This is a genomic window from Corallococcus interemptor, assembly GCF_003668875.1.
Lineage (GTDB): Bacteria > Myxococcota > Myxococcia > Myxococcales > Myxococcaceae > Corallococcus > Corallococcus interemptor.
This window is the reverse complement of record NZ_RAWM01000017.1, coordinates 1-18845: the sequence shown is the minus strand read 5'-3', so window position 1 is coordinate 18845 and position 18845 is coordinate 1. Positions and strand designations below refer to the sequence as shown.

The following is an 18845-nucleotide window of genomic DNA, read 5'->3' as shown; positions in this document are numbered from 1 at the left end:
TCCTCAGGCGGCGGCGGACTGGAGCAGCTGCTTCGCCTTCGCCATGCAGTCGCCGTAGAAGCGCAGGTAGATGTCCAGGGCACGGGCGCCCGTCTTCGCGATGGTCGCCGCGTGCTCGGGCTTCTGGCCCAGCAGCTTGTTGAGCATGACCTCGTTGAGCGCGGTGTGGCCCACGTCCAGCTCCACGTGCTCCTTGATGAACGACAGCGAGTTCATCACGTCCGGACCCAGCACGCGCTTGCACTGCTCAATCAGGCGCGGCGCGAACACCACGGACAGGTTTTCAATCTCGTACTCGATGGCGACCTGGCCGCCCGGCATGGGGCCCGCGATGGTCTCCTCGTGGATCTCCCGGTACTCCTGCATGGCCCGGGTGGGGGCCTGCGCCATCAGGGCCTCCGCGTCCAGCTTGGGGAAGCGGCGCGCGTTCCAGCCGGCCACCAGGTTCTTCGTGTCCTCCACCATCATCAGGTGGTGACCGGCCTCGTGCTTGGCGTGGGTGATGAGCTTCTCGCCCACGTCCACCATCCCCGCCTTCACACACGCCTCACCGGCGCGGCGGATCCACCCGTCCACGGGCTCCGTCATGTACACGCCCAGGGCACACAGCTGGATGAGGAAGGCCTCCAGCAGGGCGGGGTCCACGTTGGGGTCCAGCAGCGTCGTCACGTGGGGACCGTTCGCCAGCAGGTGACGGACGTCGGAGACGTGGGGGAGGTACTGCTCTTCGACGAGGGGCTTGCTCATGGGGGGGAAACCTCTAGCGGGAGTGGGCACCACGACGCCCGATGGTGAGTTCGCTGATGTGCTCCAGAAAATCCGGGACGAGCTTGGAGGAGATGATCCACAGGTAGGGATCCGGCCCGTCGTGCAGGCCGCACTCCTGGATGTAGTCGCCGCCCTCGTCCTCGCGCAGGTAGAGGAATGAGGGGCGGTTGCGCGCGGCGTACCAGCGGCGGGCCGCGTCCAGGAGCGCCGAGTACGCGCGCGTTCCATCCCCCAGCAGGGAGAACAGGCGCGTGTTGTCCAGCAGGCGGAAGAGGTTCGCGCCCAGCTGGCCCAGTTCCACCACGGCGGCGGCGTGGGGGACGCCGTCGCGGCGGGCCACCAGCACGGTGCGCTCGCGCTCCATGCCGAAGCTCTTCCACTTCGCCGTCACCGGACCCATGTCCAGCCGGTCGCGGGTGAGGTCCAACGACTGCACGTAGCACTCGGGGAACTGCTGCCGGATGGTCGCCGCCAGCAGGCTCAGCTCGCTCGCGGTGGCGGGGCCCACCGTGTACGGGTGCACGCGGCCGGTCAGCTCGTTGCTGAAGGCCTTCATCTTCTGGATCTTCCGCGTGAAGGCCAGGGACGAACCGGACTCCATCTGGCGCTGCGCGTACTTCACGTGCGCCTTGTTGATCCACGGGTTGAGGGCCTCCACGTAGGCCACCACCCAGTGGAAGTCCGGGTCGCTCTGCGGGTGCTCGAAGGTGCGCAGGTACAGGTCGCGCATGATGGCGCCCGCCTCCTTCAGCCCCTCCGGCGGCTTGCCGGGCCGCTTCGCCACCTGGTGGCCCAGCCACGCGTGGCGGTACGGCTTGGTGAAGGACAGCGTCGCTTCAATGCCGCGCTCGGACGGCCAGACGGCATTGCAGAACAGCTGGGGCACTTCCGCGGCGCGCTTCGCGAGCGACGCGAAGTTCTGCTTCAGCTCCTCGAACTCCGCCGGGGTGCTGCCACCCAGGCTGAAGAAGCCGGAGCGGTTGAAGAGGTCCCACAGCTGATCCACCAGGCCCTCGCTGGTGCGCGTGGCCGGGGACAGCGTCTGCGACACGAAGCGCACCCAGCGCGCCTCATCGGAAGAGTAGGGCAGCACGCTCAGGCCGCACAGCACGGTGCCGTCCGCGCGCAGGCCGCTGACGTAGCGGATCTCCCCGCGCACGCTCACGCGCTGACCGTCGCCCAGCTCCAGCTCGATGAGGGGCGGCAGCAGGCCGGGGAAGAGCAGGTCCTGCGGCTGGCAGCGCATGCACAGGCCGGAGAAGGAGATGTCCAGCACCTCGCGACGCATCAGCCCCTGCTCGCGCCAGAGCGGGTGGTGGAACCGGGCGTGCACGCCCTCGGGGGCGGGGACGCGGCGGTGCCAGCGGTGACGGATGCGGAACAGCTCCGCGGGCAGGGACGTGAAGAGGCGGTCGCCCTCGGTCCGGCCCGTCTCCGCGCGCAGGCGGTAGGCGGAGTTGTAGCCGATGACGTCGATGTCGTACGCCGGCTCACCGAAGTCCGGGGTGGACTCCTCCGTGCGCCATTCCAGCTGGCCGGAAGACGCGTGGAAGCGCTCCAGCACCATGCGCACCACGCGGCCCTGGCGGCGCAGCACGCCCTTGTTCCCGGACGCGCAGATGGCGGTGAAGATGGAGCGGATCCGCTCCCCGTCCGTGATGATGTCCTGCACGGGCAGCGCGGAGGCCGCCGGCACCGCCACGCCCTGGCGCAGCGCGTCCGACAGGAAGCCCAGAATCTGACGGCCCTGCTCCTGCGTCACGCCCACCAGCTGCAGCCCCACCGGCGCGCTCGGGACGTCCATGTCCGTCCGGATGAAGGCGCCGTTGAGCGGCCCGATGGTGGCGCCGTTGCACGCCAGGTACACGGGGAAGGTGCGCGACTCGGTCGTGTCCGCCAGCGGCTGCCGCGGGGCCACCCACACCACCGTCGGGGACAGCCGCGTCACTTCACCCAGCACCGCGTCCGGCTGGCCCACCGCGCAGGTGATGGCCGTGGGACCACTGCCGTGCAGCGAATAGCCCGAGTCATCCAGGGCGGCTTCAGCGGGGGGAAGGGGAATCACGTTGTGCAGCGCATCGCCACTGCCGAATTCGATCGCATGCCGGAACTTCGAGGACGCCGGGAACCCTCCATCCATCGTCAGGACTCCCCTTCTGCGGCCAGCGCTTCCGTTGATGGTCGGCGATGTTGCGAGCACAACACTTCCTCCCTGACTCACTGGAGACGCTGGCGGCTCTGGATTCTGGGAAGACATATTGAAGATCTCGGCCGTAACAGTCAAATCGAATTTATATGCCGGGGCTGTTTTTCCATCCCACGTCCTGACTCACCCTGGGTCGCAATCAACCAGGGTTCTACGGGTTTTCCGAGGAGTAACCAGGACCCAGCGTGCGCATCCTTATCAGCAAAGTGGCGCGGCGCTGTAACCCTCCTTCACCTGAATAAGCGGTGGCGGTTCGGGGCGGCCGGGCAATGGACCCTGTCAGGGGGCGCCGTTATGGTCGTTGCTTCTGGGCCTGGGGGAAGGGAGCCGCGAATGAGCGCAGCGCTGGATGTGATGGGATCGCCGGGAGCCTCATCCGGTGGCCAGGGGCTTGAGTCCGTGGACCTTCCGGACGTGTTCCAGGTGGACGTGGCGGTGTGCGTGCGGGACGCGCTGGGGCTGCTCGGCGCGACGCGGCGGCTGCACGGCATGCAGGTGGCGCTGGAGCTCCCGGAGGATCCGGTGATCGCCCGGGTCAGCCGGCGCCGCCTGGAACAGGTGCTCCTGCTGCTCGTGGTCCACGCGGCGGACGTGGCCCCCCCGGCGGCGCCCGCCGTGCGCGTGGTGGTGGATCCTCCGGACGACTTCGGGGACGTGGGGCCGCGCCTCCAGGTGGTGATGCCCGGCGTGAGCCTGTCGGAGCGGGAGACGCAGTCGGTGGTGCTGTCGCCCCTGCGGGTGGGCGGCACCCAGCGGCGGCTGGCCCGCGCCCGGGAGCTGGTGGACGCCATGGGCGGAGAGCTTGCGCTGGAGCGCCTGGAGGAGGGGATGGCGGTGAGCGTCGTCCTTCCCGCGCCCGGGCTCGCGAGCTTCTAGCCAGCGTTCAAATCCGGAAAACGATCCTGCTTCCGGACCATTGGCTGCGATAAGCGCGGCGCACCCCGGGTGCGTCGAACCCTGGGGGACGTGCGGCCAAACTCCTTGACGACCGGGGGCGGGTTCTCGACTATCCGCCGCCTCTAAACACCCCGGTCTCAATCAGGAGTCTGCGTTCATGGCGCCTCCCTCTGGCGAGAAGATCACCCTGCAGAACGGCAAGCTGACCGTTCCGAACAACCCGATCATCCCCTACATCGAGGGCGACGGCACCGGCCGCGACATCTGGAAGGCCTCGCAGGCCGTGTTCGACGCGGCGGTGGAGAAGGCCTACGGCGGCAAGAAGAAGATCTCCTGGTACGAGGTGCTGGCCGGTGAGAAGTCCTTCAAGCAGGTGAACAACTGGCTGCCGGACGAGACGGTCGCCGCGTTCCGCGAGTACCTGGTGGGCATCAAGGGCCCGCTGACGACGCCGGTGGGCGGCGGCATCCGCTCCCTGAACGTGGCGCTGCGCCAGATGCTGGACCTGTACGTCTGCCTGCGCCCCGTGCGCTACTTCAAGGGCGTGCCCTCGCCGGTGAAGCAGCCGGACAAGGTGGACATGGTCATCTTCCGTGAGAACACGGAGGACATCTACGCGGGCATCGAGTTCGAGGCCGGCACCGCGCAGGCGGAGAAGTTCCTGGGCTGGCTGAAGCAGGAGTTCCCCAAGGAGGCGGGCAAGATCCGCTTCCCCGCGAACGTGGGCATCGGCATCAAGCCCGTGTCCCAGGAAGGCACGGAGCGCCTGGTGCGCGCGGCCATCCAGTACGCGGTGGACCTGAAGCGCAAGAGCGTCACCCTGGTCCACAAGGGCAACATCATGAAGTTCACCGAAGGCGCGTTCCGCAAGTGGGGCTACGACCTCGCCGCGCGCGAGTTCGGTGACAAGGTCTACACCTGGGACCAGTGGGAGGCCACCAAGGCCGCCAAGGGCGAGGAAGCCGCCAACGCCGAGCAGAAGGCCGCGGTGTCCGCCGGGAAGATCATCATCAAGGACTCCATCGCGGACATCACCCTGCAGCAGGTGCTGACCCGTCCGGACGAGTTCGACGTCATCGCCACGCTGAACCTCAACGGCGACTACCTGTCGGACGCGCTCGCGGCGCAGGTGGGCGGCATCGGCATCGCGCCGGGCGGCAACATCAACTACGTCTCCGGCCACGCCGTCTTCGAGGCCACCCACGGCACCGCGCCGAAGTACGCGGACCTGGACAAGGTGAACCCGGGCTCCGTCATCCTCTCCGGCGAGATGATGCTCCGCCACCTGGGCTGGCACGAGGCCGCGGACCTGATCATCAAGGGCATGGACAAGGCCATCGCGGCGCGCACCGTGACGTACGACTTCGCGCGCCTGATGAAGCTGGAGACGAAGGAGACCGTGTCCGAGGTGAAGTGCTCGGAGTTCGGTCAGGCCATCATCAAGCACATGTAGTCCCCACCCCAAAGCAGGAGGGCGAAACCATGGCTCACAAGAAGAAGAAGATCGGCCTCATCGGTGGCGGTCAGATCGGCGGCAACCTGGCGCTGCTGGCGGTCCAGAAGAACCTGGGCGACGTGGTGCTCTACGACATCCCGGCGGCCGAGGGTCTGGTCAAGGGCAAGGCGCTGGACATCAACCAGTTGTCCGCGGTGGATGGCTACGACTGCCGCGTCACCGGCTCCACGGACTGGAAGGACGTCGCGGGCTCGGACGTGATCATCATCACGGCCGGCGTGCCCCGGAAGCCCGGCATGTCCCGCGAGGACCTGCTGGACGTCAACCTGAAGATCATGAAGGACGTGGCGGGCAACATCAAGAACCACGCCCCGGACGCCTTCGTCATCAACGTGGCCAACCCGCTGGACGCGATGGTGTTCGCGCTCCACAAGATCGCCGGCCTGAAGGACAACATGGTCGTGGGCATGGCGGGCGTGCTGGACACCAGCCGCTTCAAGTGCTTCGTGGCCGAGGCCCTGGGCTGCTCCATCCGTGACGTGGAGGCGCTGGTGCTCGGCGGCCACGGTGACGACATGGTCCCGCTCGTGCGCCACAGCACCGTGGGCGGCGTGCCCCTGACCCAGCTCATCGCGAAGGACAAGCTGGACGCCATCATCGACCGCACCCGCAAGGGCGGCGCGGAGCTGGTGGGCCTGTACAAGACGGGCAGCGCCTACTTCGCCCCGGCCTCCTCCTCCATCGCCATGGCGGAGAGCTTCCTCTTCGACCGCAAGCGCGTGCTGCCGTCCGCCGCCCTGCTCAAGGGCCAGTACGGCATCAAGGACTTCTTCTTCGGCGTCCCGGCGCAGATTGGCGCGGGCGGCGTGGAGAAGATCATCGAGGTCGAGCTGAACGACGCGGAGAAGGCCGAGCTGAACAAGTCCTTCACGTCCGTGAAGGGCACCGTGGAGCTGGTGAAGCTGTAGTCCCGGTGACAGGTCGGGCCCGCCGGAATGCTGCTGGCGGGCCCGCCTGATGCCGTGAATGATCCGGGCTTATCCCCCGGCGCACCGTCCTTGCGGCGGTATTTTTCCAAGTTAACTAGCGTGTTGTTGGACTCGCACCTGGCACGGGTGCGGGGCAGCGTCGCGAAGCAGGACTTCAGCGGCCCCCCGTGAAGGCACCCCCCCGGCAGCCGGTGCTCAAGGAGACGATGATGGCGGCAGCAGCGCGATTCACGGTGGTGGGCGGCGGTCTGGCCGGGCTGATGACGACGATCAAGCTGGCGGAGGCGGGCCATCAGGTGGACGTGCTCTCGCTCGTCCCCGTCAAACGCTCGCACTCCGTCTGCGCCCAGGGCGGCATCAACGGCGCGGTGAACACGAAGGGTGAGGGCGACCACCCGGACATCCACGTCAAGGACACGCTGCGCGGCGGCGACTTCCTGGCGGAGCAGGTGTCCGTGAAGGGCATGTGCTATGCGGCGCCCGGCATCATCTACCTGCTGGACCGCATGGGCGTGACGTTCAACCGCACGCCGGAAGGCCTGCTGGACTTCCGCCGCTTCGGCGGCACCCTGCACAACCGCACCGCGTTCGCGGGCGCCACCACCGGCCAGCAACTGCTCTACGCGCTGGACGAGCAGGTCCGCCGCTACGAGGCGGAGGGCAAGGTCACCAAGTACGAGTACTGGGAGTGGCTGGGCACGGTGAAGGACGAGTCCGGCCGCTGCATCGGCAGCGTGGCCATGGACCTGCGCACCATGGAGATCCGCACCTTCCCGGCGGAGGCGGTGTGCCTGGCCACGGGTGGCCCGGGCATCGTCTTCGGGCGCTCCACCAACTCCATCATCAACACCGGCACCGCCGCGGGCCGCGCGTACATGGAAGGCGCGCTGTACGCCAACGGCGAGTTCATCCAGGTGCACCCCACCTCCATCCCGGGCGAGGACAAGCTGCGCCTGATGAGCGAGTCCGTGCGCGGCGAGGGCGGCCGCGTCTGGGTGCCCAAGAAGAAGGGCGACACGCGCAACCCCCGGGAGATCCCGGAGAGCGAGCGCTGGTACTTCCTGGAAGAGAAGTACCCCAAGTACAAGAACCTGGTGCCGCGCGACGTGGCGACGCGCGAGATCTTCATGGTCTGCCGCGACCTGGGCATGGGCCTGGGCGGGCGCGACGGCGTGTACCTGGACGTGACGCACATCCCGGCCAAGACGCTCGACGCGAAGATCAAGGGCGTGATGGAGATCTACGAGAAGTTCGTCGGAGATGATCCGCGCCACACGCCCATGGTCATCTTCCCGGGCATGCACTTCTCGATGGGCGGCCTGCACGTCTCCTTCGAGGCCGACTCGCGCACCCAGACGCCGCTGGACGGCAGCCCGGTGAACCAGAGCACCCGCATCCCGGGCCTCTACGCGGCCGGCGAGGCGGACTACGCCTTCCACGGCGCGAACCGCCTGGGCGCCAACTCGCTGTTGTCCTGCATCTACTCCGGCATGATCGGCGGCCCGGCGATGGTGTCCTTCGCCAAGAGCCAGACGACCAGCGCCGCGGCGATGCCGGAGAAGTACTTCGCGGACGCGAAGAAGTACTGGCAGGACCGCTTCGCCACCATCAAGGCGATGAACGGCGCGGAGAACCCGTACCAGCTCGCCAAGGAGCTGGGCGAGGTGATGACGGAGAACTGCACCGTCGTCCGCTACAACGACCGCCTGAAGAAGACGGTGGAGACCATCCGCGGCCTGAAGGACCGCTGGAGCCGCGTCAACGTGCTGGACACGGGCGTCGTCGCCAACCGCGCGTTGTCGTACACCAACCAGCTGTGGAACATGCTGGAGCTGGGCGAAGTCATCGCCACCAGCGCGCTGCTGCGCGACGAGAGCCGCGGCGCCCACTACAAGCCGGACTTCTCCCTGCCGGAGCCCAAGACGAAGGATCCGCGCGAGGATGCATCGTGGATGGAGCAGTGGCGCGCGCGGCACGAGAAGTGGGCGAAGACGACCATCGCCACGTACGCCGCCCAGGGCCCGCAGATCTCCTACCAGGACCTGCCCACGCCGGTGCTGGAGCCCGAACCCCGCTGGTACGCGTAAGGCGTTCGTTTGCTTTCCGGGCCCGCGCGCGTCTTTCCGGCTCGCGCGGGTTTCCGCCACCTGATTTGGCAGTGAAGGGAAGGGCAGCCGCACCATGGACACCGCACAGGCCAGCGCCGTCAGCTCGAAGACCGTCACCTTCCGCATCTGGCGGCAGGATGATCCGAACAAGCCCGGACACTTCGACGAGTTCAAGGTCCCCTATACGAAGGGCGCCAACGTCATCTCCTGTCTGATGGAGATCCAGCGCAACCCCGTCACCGTGGAGGGCAAGAAGGTGGCCCCCGTGGTGTGGGACGCCGCGTGCCTCGAGGAGGTGTGTGGCAGCTGCGCCATGAACATCAACGGCCGGGTGCGCATGGCGTGCTCCGCCCTGGTGGACAAGCTCCAGCAGCCCATCACCCTGGAGCCGATGAAGAAGTTCCCGGTGGTGCGCGACCTCACCGTGGACCGCGACCGCATGTTCGAGTCGCTCAAGCGCGTGAAGGGCTGGGTCCCCGTCGACGGCACGTACAACCTGGGCCCCGGCCCGCGCCAGTCGCAGAAGGATCAGTCCGTGATGTACGTGCTGTCCACGTGCATCACCTGCGGCAGCTGCCTGGAGGCGTGCCCCCAGGTGACGCTGGACAATGACTTCATCGGCGCCGCGCCCATCAGCCAGGCCCGCCTGTTCAACATGCACCCCACGGGCAAGCTGAACGCGGAGGAGCGCACGCGCGCCCTCATGGGCCCCGGCGGCATCCAGGACTGCGGCAAGGCGCAGAACTGCGTGAAGGTCTGCCCGAAGGAGATCCCCCTGACGACCTCCATCGCGGTGATGAACCGCGAGGTGTCCAAGCTGATCATCAAGGACATCTTCTTCAAGGAAGAGGAGCAGAAGGCCTCCGCCGGTCCGGGCTAGTCCGCCCCGCCTGACGCCGTCCTGGCTTCCTCGCGGCCTCGTGCCAGCGCCCCCTTCGAGCGGGGCGCCGGGCGGGGCCGCGTCCGTTAGGGTGAAGCCCGCCTCATCCCCCCGGACATCGGGTGTTATTCCTGGAGGCGGAAGCCTGTGTCCCGTCGCGACGCTGGAGGCCAAACGGCCTTGCCATCCGTCGTTTTCTGCGCAATGAGGGCCCGCGTTGACGCCCCGTGTAGGGGTGGTCCTCGTCTCCCCTCGTCCCACCCGGAGCTTCGATGAAGATCCACGAGTACCAGGGCAAGGAACTCTTCCGGAAGTATGGCGTGCCCACGCCGCGCGGCATCCTCGCGCTCTCTCCCAACGAGGCGGAGGCCGCGGCGAAGGAACTCGCCACGCCGGTCGTCGTCGTGAAGGCGCAGATCCACGCGGGCGGCCGCGGCAAGGGCGGCGGCGTGAAGCTGGCCAAGAGCCCCGCGGAGGCCAAGGAGCTCACCCAGAACATGCTGGGCATGATGCTCAAGACCATCCAGACCGGCCCGGAAGGGCAGAAGGTCAACAAGGTCTACATCGAGGAAGGGCTCGACATCGGCCAGGAGCTGTACCTGGGCGTGACGCTCGACCGCGCCACCAGCCGCATCACCTTCATGGCGTCCACCGAGGGCGGCGTGGAGATTGAGGAAGTGGCGGAGAAGCACCCGGAGAAGATCCTCCGCGCCGTCGTGGACCCCGCGGTGGGCTTCGCGGACTTCCAGGGCCGCGAGCTGGCCTTCGGGCTGGGCCTGACGGGCCCCACGGTGACCAAGTTCGTCCAGTTCTGCAACGCGCTCTACAAGATGTACGTGGAGACGGACGCGGCCCTGGTGGAGATCAACCCGCTGGTCATCCGCAAGAGCGGCGGCGTGGTGGCGCTCGACGCGAAGGTGACCTTCGACGAGAACGCGCTCTACCGCCACAAGGAGCTCTTGGAGTACCGCGACCTGGCGGAAGAGGAGCCCCGCGAGACGCAGGCCAAGGAGCACGACCTGGCCTACATCGCGCTGGACGGCAACATCGGCTGCATGGTGAACGGCGCGGGCCTGGCCATGGCCACCATGGACACCATCAAGCTGGTGGGCGGCGCTCCGGCCAACTTCCTGGACGTGGGCGGCGGCGCGAGCAAGGAGAAGGTGACGGCGGCCTTCAAGCTCATCCTCGCGGATCCGCAGGTCAAGGCGGTGCTCGTCAACATCTTCGGCGGCATCATGAAGTGTGACGTGATCGCGGAAGGCATCATCGCGGCGGCGAAGGAAGTGCAGCTGAAGATCCCGCTCGTCGTGCGCCTGGAAGGCACCAACGTGGAGCAGGGCAAGGAGCTGCTCCGCAACTCGGGCCTCGCCATCACCCCCGCGGACAACCTGCGCCAGGCGGCCGAGAAGGCCGTGGCGGCCATCAAGTAGGGCCTTCGCCCCCTCTTACCTGAAAGATCGCCATGAGCATCCTCGTCAACGAGAACACGAAGGTCCTCGTCCAGGGCATCACCGGTTCGGCGGGCTCGTTCCACGCCAAGCAGATGCTGGAGTACGGGACGAAGATTGTGGGCGGTGTCACGCCGGGCAAGGGCGGCACCTCCTTCGAGGGCAAGGTCCCCGTGTTCAACACGGTGGCCGACGCGGTGAAGCAGGCGGGCGCGAACACGTCCGTCATCTTCGTGCCGCCGCCCTTCGCCGCGGACTCCATCATGGAGGCCGCGGACGCCGGCATCTCCCTCATCATCACCATCACCGAGGGCATCCCGGTCAACGACATGGTGCGCGCCAAGCGCTACCTGCAGGGCAAGCCGGGCGTGCGCCTGATTGGCCCGAACTGCCCGGGCGTCATCACCCCCGGCGCCAAGTGCAAGATCGGCATCATGCCGGGCCACATCCACAAGCCGGGCCGCATCGGCGTGGTGTCCCGCTCCGGCACGCTGACCTACGAGGCCGTGCACCAGCTGACGCAGCTGGGCCTGGGCCAGTCCACCGCGGTGGGCATCGGCGGTGACCCGGTCAACGGCACCAACTTCGTGGACGTGCTGAAGCTCTTCCAGGCCGACCCGGAGACGGACGCCGTCATCATGATCGGTGAGATCGGCGGCAGCGCGGAGGAAGAGGGCGCCGAGTACGTCAAGCGCGAGTTCACCAAGCCCATCGCCGGCTTCATCGCCGGTCAGTCCGCGCCTCCGGGCAAGCGCATGGGCCACGCGGGCGCCATCATCTCCGGCGGCAAGGGCACGGCGTCGGAGAAGATCAAGGCGATGGAGGGCGCGGGCATCCTGATGGCCGCGAGCCCCGCCGAGCTGGGCACCACGCTGCAGGCGGCCGTCAAGCGCGGCCCCCCGAAGCGCTGATCCGAACCTTTCACACGACCCACACACGAGGAGCCAAACACCATGGCCATCGAGCGCACGCTGTCCATCATCAAGCCCGACGGAGTGAAGAACAACCACGTCGGCGAGATCATCGCCCGGTTCGAGAAGGCGGGCCTGAAGCCCGTCGCCATCCGCCGGCAGCAGCTGTCCCAGGCGGAGGCCGAGGGCTTCTACGCCGTCCACAAGGCCCGGCCGTTCTTCAAGGACCTGGTGTCCTTCATGATCTCCGGCCCGGTGGTCCTGATGGCCCTGGAGGGTGAGAACGCCGTCCAGAAGAACCGCGACCTGATGGGCGCCACGGACCCGAAGAAGGCCGACAAGGGCACCATCCGCGCGGACTTCGCGCAGAGCATCGACGCGAACACGGTCCACGGCTCGGACAGCCTGGAGAACGCGAAGAACGAGGTCGCGTACTTCTTCCGCGAGACCGAAATCCACGGCTGAGCTGCTTCTCCGCCTGGTGACAGCGGCCCGGTGTCCACGCCCCACGCGGCGCGGACCCGGGCCGTCGTCTTTTCCGAAGCTCGCCGGCCTTGCCCTCGCCGGCGCTCCTTGCTAGCGATAATGCAAATCACTATCGGCAAGGAAGCACGCATGAGTGGCGATTCAGAGCGCGTGGCCCGGCGGGGGCCGTTCCCGGTGAAGTTGCGGTTGCTGGAGGTCCTGCGCGTGACGCGGCTGTCGCCGCACATGGTCCGCATCACGCTGGGGGGCCCGGAGCTGGAGGGCTTCACGTCCCCTGGCGCGGATGATCACGTGAAGTGCTTCTTCGCCAGGCCCGGCGTGAAGAAGCCGGACATGCCGGTGGTGGGGCCCAATGGCCTGTCCATGCCGGAGGGGCTGGAGAAGCCCGCATCGCGCGACTACACGCCGCGCCGCTTCGACCCGAAGGCGAACGAGCTGGACATCGACTTCGTGCTGCATGGGGAAGGCCCCGCAGCGTCGTGGGCCGCGCAGGCGAAGCCCGGCGACTTCATGGGCATCGGGGGTCCGCGCAGCACGCACGACGTGGCGGACGACTTCGACTGGTACCTCCTGGCCGGGGACCAGAGCGCGCTGCCGGCCATCGCTCGGCGCCTGGAGGAGCTGCCGGCGGGCAAGCGCGCGTTCGCGTTCATCGAGGTCGCGGACGCGGCGGAGGAGCAGCCCCTCACCAGCAGGGCGGACTTGAAGGTCACCTGGCTGCACCGGGGCGGCGCGGAGGCCGGCACCACGAAGCACCTGGAGGACGCCCTGCGCGCCTGGACCCAGCCCTCCGGGGATGGGTTCGTGTTCGTGGCGGGCGAGGCCACGTCGCTCAAGCCCATCCGGGAACACCTGGTGGCCGAGCGCGGTCTGAACAAGAACTGGATGCGGGTGACGGGCTACTGGAAGCGCGGCGTCGCCGAGCACCACGACTCGAAGTAGGCAGGGAAGGGGGCGGGCACTCCTTTGACTTGCCGTGCCTTCTTGTGGGAAGCACGCCCCGTTGCCCTCCGTTAGCCCCGACTGAATGATGTCCGAGCCTACCGCCACAGCCCTCCCAGTCACCGAGCCCCTGCCGGTGCCGGCCCCCGCGAAGCTGGTCGACGTGGCCAGCCTGTCGCGCGAGAAGCTGGCGCTGTTCCTGAGCGAGCAGCTGGGCGAGCGCCCGTTCCGCGCGGCGCAGCTCTACCGCTGGCTGCACCAGCGCGGCGCCACCTCGTTCGACGAGATGACGGACCTGTCCAAGGCCCTGCGCGAGAAGCTCAAGGTCAAGGCGGAGATCGTCCCGCTGGTGAAGGACCTGGAGCAGCGCAGCGTCGACGGCACCATCAAGTACCGCTTCAAGACGCGCGACGGGCGCTTCATCGAGTCCGTCTACATGCCCGCGGAGGACCGCAAGACGCTCTGCGTGTCCACGCAGGTGGGCTGCGCCATGGCCTGCTCGTTCTGCATGACGGGCACGCTGGGCCTGAAGCGCAACCTCACGCCCGGCGAGATTGTCGCCCAGGTCCACGCGGTCAACCGCGAGGTGCGCGCCAACGAGGGCCTGGAGACGCTGCGTCCGCTCACGAACCTGGTGTTCATGGGCATGGGCGAGCCGCTCCACAACTTCGAGAACCTCAAGACGGCGCTCTCCATCCTCCAGTCGGAGGAGGGGCCCAACTTCAGCCACCGGCACATCACCGTCTCCACCGTGGGCCTGGTGCCCATGATCGAGCGCTTCGGCCAGGAGACGGACGTCAAGCTGGCCATCTCGCTCAACGCCAGCACGGACGAGCAGCGCAGCAAGACGATGCCGGTCAACCGCAAGTGGAACATCCAGGCGCTGCTGGATGCCTGCCGCAAGTTCCCCCTGCGCCAGGGCCGCCGCATCACCTTCGAGTACGTGCTGCTCAAAGGGTTCAACGACACCGACGAGGACGCGCACCGGCTGAAGGAGCTCTTGCGCGACATCCCGGCGAAGGTGAACCTGATTCCCTACAACGAGAACCCTGGCCTGGGGTTCCAGACGACCGGCGAGCAGCGGGCCGAGGAGTTCCGGGCCATCCTTGCCGAGGCCCACGTCGCGGCATACATCCGGAAGAACCGGGGCCGGGACATCGCCGGGGCCTGTGGCCAGCTCGCCAATCGCGACGAGACGGCCGCTGAAGCCCCGGTGTGACATAAGCACCCGAGCTTCCTTGACAATCCAGTCAGCAGGGCGCTAAGAGCGCGCCCTCCGCACTGTTACCGTAGAAGTCACACGATTTCGCTGGAGCGTTCCATGGCCGTTGTCCTCCGTCTTGCCCGCGCGGGCGCCAAGAAGATGCCGTACTACCACGTGGTTGCCACCGACTCGCGCAGCCCGCGCGACGGCAAGTTCCTGGAGCAGGTCGGTTCCTACGACCCCAACCACAGCCCCGCGAAGGTGCAGTTCAACGAGGAGCGGCTGAACTACTGGCTGAAGAGCGGCGCGCTGCCCTCCGAGACGGTCGCGGACCTGATCAAGACGGCGAAGAAGCAGGCCCCGGCGACCACCGCCTGAGCACGCCCCCGTCTGGACAAGACGTGGAGCCGCTGCTCACGTATCTGGCGAAGGCCCTGGTTGATCAACCCGACCAGGTCACTTTGCGCATCTCCGAGGCGGATGGCGGCCAGCTCTATGAGCTGAAGGTCGCCCCCGAGGACGTTGGCAAGGTCATCGGCCGTGATGGGCGCACCGTGAACGCCCTCCGGACGCTGATCAACGCCGCCGCCCAGAAGCAGGGCCAGAAGGTCCGCCTGGAGATTCTCGATGACCGGCGCGCTCCGGGTTCTCCCCCGGCGGCGCCTGCTCCGGACGCCGCGCGGTGAGCGCGCAGGATTGTCTGGAGCTGGGCTACGTGGCCCGTGCGCACGGGCTGCGTGGCGAGGTGGCGGTCCGTGCGTTCGACCCCGCCTCGGAGACGCTCGGCACCGTCGAGCGCGTCTGGCTGCGCCTGCGCTCCGGCGAGGAGCGCGAGTACGCCGTGGAGTCCTTCCGCCCGGCGAACAAGGAAGACCTCGTGGGCTTCGAGGGCATCGAGTCCCGCACGGCCGCCGAGGCGCTGGTGGGCGCGAAGGTGTTCGTCTACCGCGAGGACCTGGAGCCGCCTGAAGAAGGCGAGTTCTTCCAGGGCGACCTCGTGGGGCTGACCGCCGTGGACGAAAAGGGCGCCCCCCTGGGCACGGTGGAGGAGGTCTGGGCCACCGGTGAAGTGCCCAACCTGGTGATCCGCGCGAAGGGCCGGCCGGAGCTGGTGGTGCCCTTCGCGGATGAGTTCGTGCCGGCGGTGGACGTCCCCGCGGGGCGCATCGTCATCCGGCCTCCGGAGTACCTGGAGGCGGACGATTCGCCAGGGAAGTCTGGAGACGGCGGGTGAGCTACCGCGTGGAGCTGCTCACCCTGTTCCCCGGGATGGTGTCCGGCTACCTGGGCGCGAGCATCCTCGGGAAGGCCCAGGAGAAGGGGCTGCTCTCCGTCACGATCACCGACGTGCGCGAGTACGCCGAGGGCAAGCACCGCGTCACCGACGACGCGCCCTACGGCGGCGGCGCCGGCATGGTGATGAAGCCCGAGCCCCTGGTGGCCGCCATCGAGGCCGCCCGGGCGCGCCTGCCCGGGGCGAAGGCGCTCTTGATGAGCCCCCGGGGTCCCACGTTCACGCAGGCGACGGCTCGCGAGCTGGTCCGGCATGAGGCCGGGCTGATCCTCGTCTGCGGCCGGTACGAAGGCGTGGACGAGCGGGTGATGCCCTTCCTGGATGGCGAGCTGTCCCTGGGCGACTTCGTCCTCACGGGCGGGGAAGTGGCCGCCATGGCGGTGGTGGACGCCGTGGCGCGGCTGGTGCCGGGCGTCCTGGGCAACGAGGCGTCCTCGGTGGCGGAGAGCTTCGAGGAAGGCCTGCTGGAGCACCCGCACTACACCCGGCCGCCTGTCTTCCGCGGGGCCGAGGTGCCGGCCGTCCTCCAGTCCGGCGATCACGCCCGCATTGCCCGGTGGCGCCGGTGGAAGGCCATCAAGCTCACGCAGGAGCGGCGGCCGGACCTGTTCGCGCGGCTGACGTTCGGCAAAGCGGATCAGAAACTGCTCGCCAGGGAAGAAGAAGCGTTGTAACCCTGCGTGTTCTCGCGGAACACTTCGTTGCAGGCTTGTTCGTCCCGGCTGACTCTGCTAGGACGGCCCGCTCTTTTCCACGCGTCCTACGCGTCAAGTTCCGCTTTTGGAGTCCGTCATGCGCCGCAGCCTCATCGAGCACGTCGAAAACAAGTTCCTGCGCAAGGACATCACCGCGTTCCGCACGGGTGATTCCGTTCGCGTCCACTGGAAGGTCAAGGAAGGCGAGAAGGAGCGCGTGCAGGCCTTCGAGGGCGTGGTCATCCGCAAGACCAAGGGCACGAACCGCGCGACCTTCACGGTGCGCAAGATGTCCTTCGGCGTCGGCGTGGAGCGCATCTTCCCCATCCACAGCCCGCGCTACGAGAAGATCGAAGTCCTCACCCGCGGCGACGTGAACCGCAAGCGCCTGTTCTACCTCCGCGAGCTGAAGGGCAAGGCCTCGCGCGTGGACGTGCAGGTGGATCCTGAGAGGGCCGCCGCCAAGGCCGCCAAGGCCGCCGCCGCTCAGGGCTAGTAGGTCCGCAGAAACCCTCTCGCGGCCTTCGCGGCCGCGTGAGAGAAGGAGCGTCCTTCACTGGACGCTCCTTTTTTCGTTCAGGCTAGACTGCGCGCGCCATGCACTTCGTCGAGGTCGCCATCCAGAACGTCCGCGGGTTCTCTCCCGCCGGACGCTTCCCGCTGAAGACCGGGTACCTCATCCTCAAGCCGCCCACGGCGGACGTGCTGCCCCTGGGCAACGTGGTGCTGTCGCTGCTGTTCGCGGACGGCCGGGGCGGAGACGCGAGCCTGGTGGGCTCGGCGGGGCGCTCGGGCAAGGCCGCGCTGACGTTCGTGGGCCAGGACGGAATGACGTACCGGGTGTTGCGCGAGCTGGGCGGTTCCGGATCGCTGCACCGGCTCAATCCCGCCACCAGCCAGCCGGAGCTGGTGTCCACGGACGTCTCGGAGATCAACCAGTACCTGCGCGGCCAGGCGGGCCTGCCTCCGCGCACCACCTTCGAACAGGTGTACTGCCTCCAGCTGGTGATGCTGCCGTCGCGCCGGCCCCGCAAGAGCGTGGCGAAGGCCGCGGCGGCCGCGGGCGCGAAGGCCTCCGGGGCCACGCCGTCGCTGGCGGCCGCCACCCAGGTGCTGCCGGCGGAGGACATCCCGGCGGCCGAGGCGAAGGTGAAGGCGCTGGAGAAGGAGCTCGTCACCGCGAGGGCGGTGGATCAGCTCCAGTTCAAGGTGGACGAGCTGGCGTCGCTCATCTTCGAGGCGGACTCGAAGCTCAAGGGCGGTGAGGGGCTCAAGGCCGCCATCGCGGACGCGGAGACCGCGTGGCGCGCGGCGCCCTCTCCGGAGTCCCTGGGGCTGCCGCTGGACATCCTCACGCGCGTGAAGCGCTACCCGAAGGCGGTGGCGCGGCGGGACGAGGCGCTGGCGCGGCTGGAGACGGACCGGGATCCGGAGCAGGAGGACGCGTCGCTGAAGGTGCCGCCCCTCACGCAGAACCGCGCCTTCTGGGGCGGCCTGGGCGCGGGCGTGCTCTTCATGGGCCTGAGCGTGGGCCTGGGCATCGTCGCGGCGCAGCCCATGTGGCGCTACCTGGCGCTGATCAACATCCCCGCCTTCGGCACGGCCGCGTGGCTGGCGCTGCGCTACGTGGACGACCTGCAGCACGCCACGCGCAAGGGCTCCAAGGACAACCGCAAGGACGCGCGGCAGAAGAAGATCCTCGACGAGTTCGAGCTCGAGGACGCGCCCGTGCGCATGGCCGTCAAGGCGCTGAACCTGGAGGACTACACGGAGATCCCCGCCGCGCTGGAGCAGAAGGACCTGCTCGGCATCCGGCTGGGGGAGCTGCAGACGCAGCTGGAGGAGTACGAGTCCTCCGCCGAGTACCAGGCCGCCCTCCGCGACGGGCAGGAGCTGCGCGCGCAGCAGGAGGAGCTCAACGCGGAGCTGTCCGCCAAGGGCACCTACGTGCGCGACCTGCGCGAGGTGGAGCGGGAGCTGTCCCGGCTGAAGGAGTCCATCGCGCTGGCGAAGGCGCCCCCGGTGCAGGTGGCCGCGGCCCCCGGCCAGGCGCCGGTGCCGGTGGATCCGCTGGAGGACCCGTCCCCCCTGGTGCTGTCGCAGGCCGCGGACGTGCTCACGCTGGACATGCTGTCGGTGCAGGCGCTCTTGAAGGACCGCTGCGTGCAGTACCTCACCGCGCTCACGGACAAGCGCTACCAGGGCGTGGAGTGGGACCGCGAGGGCAACGCCTTCCTGCTCGCGCCGAACAAGCGCATCCCGGTGGGGGAGCTGTCCCCGAAGGACATCGACCTCTACTACCTGGCGCTGCGCCTGACGGTGGTGGAGAAGACGTGCGCCCGGGTGAAGCGCCCCTTCCTCCTGGACGACGTGCTGACGGGCGTGGACGAGGCGAAGCTGCCCCTCGTGGCCCGCATGCTCAAGCACCTGGGCACGCTCACGCAGGTGCTGCACGTCACCGCCCACCCCGGCTTCGGCCAGATGTCGGACGGCACCGTTAACGTCTAGCCGCCGCCAGGAGGTGCGTGGGGCGGCGGGGGACGGGAATGGCAACGCGG

General features: G+C 68.3%; 18 protein-coding genes. 16 read left to right on the top strand and 2 right to left on the bottom strand.

What is annotated here, in order from left to right:
* Window positions 1-3: 3 nt before the first annotated feature.
* Window positions 4-747: a heme oxygenase-like domain-containing protein gene (locus D7X96_RS08970; protein ID WP_120546395.1), complete on the bottom strand. Its 744-nt coding sequence runs from the start codon at window positions 745-747 to the stop codon at window positions 4-6.
* Window positions 748-760: 13 nt separating this feature from the next.
* Entirely contained in the window at window positions 761-2908 is a 2148-nt protein-coding gene (locus D7X96_RS08965) for a hypothetical protein (RefSeq protein ID WP_199746966.1), read from the bottom strand.
* A 399-nt stretch (window positions 2909-3307) separates the two neighbouring features.
* Here D7X96_RS08965 and D7X96_RS08960 point away from each other — a divergent pair, with 399 nt between their 5' ends.
* From D7X96_RS08960 to D7X96_RS08885, 16 genes are all read left to right on the top strand, one after another.
* Window positions 3308-3850, top strand: a complete 543-nt coding sequence (locus tag D7X96_RS08960) for a sensor histidine kinase (RefSeq protein ID WP_120546393.1) — start codon at window positions 3308-3310, stop codon at window positions 3848-3850.
* A gap of 178 nt (window positions 3851-4028) precedes the next feature.
* Window positions 4029-5324, top strand: a complete 1296-nt coding sequence (gene icd / locus D7X96_RS08955; protein ID WP_121723343.1) for an NADP-dependent isocitrate dehydrogenase — start codon at window positions 4029-4031, stop codon at window positions 5322-5324.
* Between the two features lie 29 nt (window positions 5325-5353).
* A complete protein-coding gene (mdh, locus tag D7X96_RS08950) occupies window positions 5354-6295 on the top strand; it encodes a malate dehydrogenase (protein WP_120546391.1) in 942 nt (313 codons plus the stop codon).
* A gap of 230 nt (window positions 6296-6525) precedes the next feature.
* Window positions 6526-8403, top strand: a complete 1878-nt coding sequence (sdhA, locus tag D7X96_RS08945) for a succinate dehydrogenase flavoprotein subunit (RefSeq protein ID WP_121769517.1) — start codon at window positions 6526-6528, stop codon at window positions 8401-8403.
* A 94-nt stretch (window positions 8404-8497) separates the two neighbouring features.
* Window positions 8498-9304 carry a succinate dehydrogenase iron-sulfur subunit gene (sdhB, locus tag D7X96_RS08940; RefSeq protein ID WP_120546390.1) on the top strand — a complete coding sequence of 269 codons (807 nt, stop codon included), beginning with the start codon at window positions 8498-8500 and terminating at the stop codon, window positions 9302-9304.
* Between the two features lie 272 nt (window positions 9305-9576).
* Window positions 9577-10737 (top strand): ADP-forming succinate--CoA ligase subunit beta, encoded by a 1161-nt coding sequence (sucC, locus tag D7X96_RS08935; protein ID WP_120546389.1) that lies wholly within the window; start codon window positions 9577-9579, stop codon window positions 10735-10737.
* Window positions 10738-10769: 32 nt separating this feature from the next.
* Window positions 10770-11666, top strand: a complete 897-nt coding sequence (sucD, locus tag D7X96_RS08930; protein ID WP_120546388.1) for a succinate--CoA ligase subunit alpha — start codon at window positions 10770-10772, stop codon at window positions 11664-11666.
* 42 nt (window positions 11667-11708) lie between these two features.
* Window positions 11709-12131: a nucleoside-diphosphate kinase gene (gene ndk / locus D7X96_RS08925; RefSeq protein WP_120546387.1), complete on the top strand. Its 423-nt coding sequence runs from the start codon at window positions 11709-11711 to the stop codon at window positions 12129-12131.
* A 150-nt stretch (window positions 12132-12281) separates the two neighbouring features.
* Window positions 12282-13094 (top strand): siderophore-interacting protein, encoded by an 813-nt coding sequence (locus D7X96_RS08920; RefSeq protein WP_121769487.1) that lies wholly within the window; start codon window positions 12282-12284, stop codon window positions 13092-13094.
* A gap of 88 nt (window positions 13095-13182) precedes the next feature.
* Window positions 13183-14313 (top strand): dual-specificity RNA methyltransferase RlmN, encoded by a 1131-nt coding sequence (gene rlmN / locus D7X96_RS08915; protein ID WP_120546385.1) that lies wholly within the window; start codon window positions 13183-13185, stop codon window positions 14311-14313.
* A gap of 102 nt (window positions 14314-14415) precedes the next feature.
* Complete coding sequence (rpsP, locus tag D7X96_RS08910) at window positions 14416-14676, top strand: 30S ribosomal protein S16 (protein WP_014397299.1); 261 nt, start codon at window positions 14416-14418, stop codon at window positions 14674-14676.
* Window positions 14677-14699: 23 nt separating this feature from the next.
* Window positions 14700-14984 (top strand): KH domain-containing protein, encoded by a 285-nt coding sequence (locus D7X96_RS08905; protein ID WP_120546384.1) that lies wholly within the window; start codon window positions 14700-14702, stop codon window positions 14982-14984.
* Window positions 14981-15532 (top strand): ribosome maturation factor RimM, encoded by a 552-nt coding sequence (gene rimM, locus D7X96_RS08900; RefSeq protein WP_120546383.1) that lies wholly within the window; start codon window positions 14981-14983, stop codon window positions 15530-15532. The genes D7X96_RS08905 and rimM overlap by 4 nt, the downstream gene beginning before the upstream one ends.
* Entirely contained in the window at window positions 15529-16266 is a 738-nt protein-coding gene (gene trmD, locus D7X96_RS08895; RefSeq protein ID WP_121769486.1) for a tRNA (guanosine(37)-N1)-methyltransferase TrmD, read from the top strand. The genes rimM and trmD overlap by 4 nt, the downstream gene beginning before the upstream one ends.
* 118 nt (window positions 16267-16384) lie before the next feature.
* On the top strand, window positions 16385-16783 hold the full coding sequence (gene rplS, locus D7X96_RS08890; protein WP_120546381.1) for a 50S ribosomal protein L19: 399 nt from the start codon (window positions 16385-16387) through the stop codon (window positions 16781-16783).
* A 101-nt stretch (window positions 16784-16884) separates the two neighbouring features.
* Window positions 16885-18795, top strand: a complete 1911-nt coding sequence (locus D7X96_RS08885) for an ATP-binding protein (protein WP_121769485.1) — start codon at window positions 16885-16887, stop codon at window positions 18793-18795.
* Window positions 18796-18845: the final 50 nt, after the last annotated feature.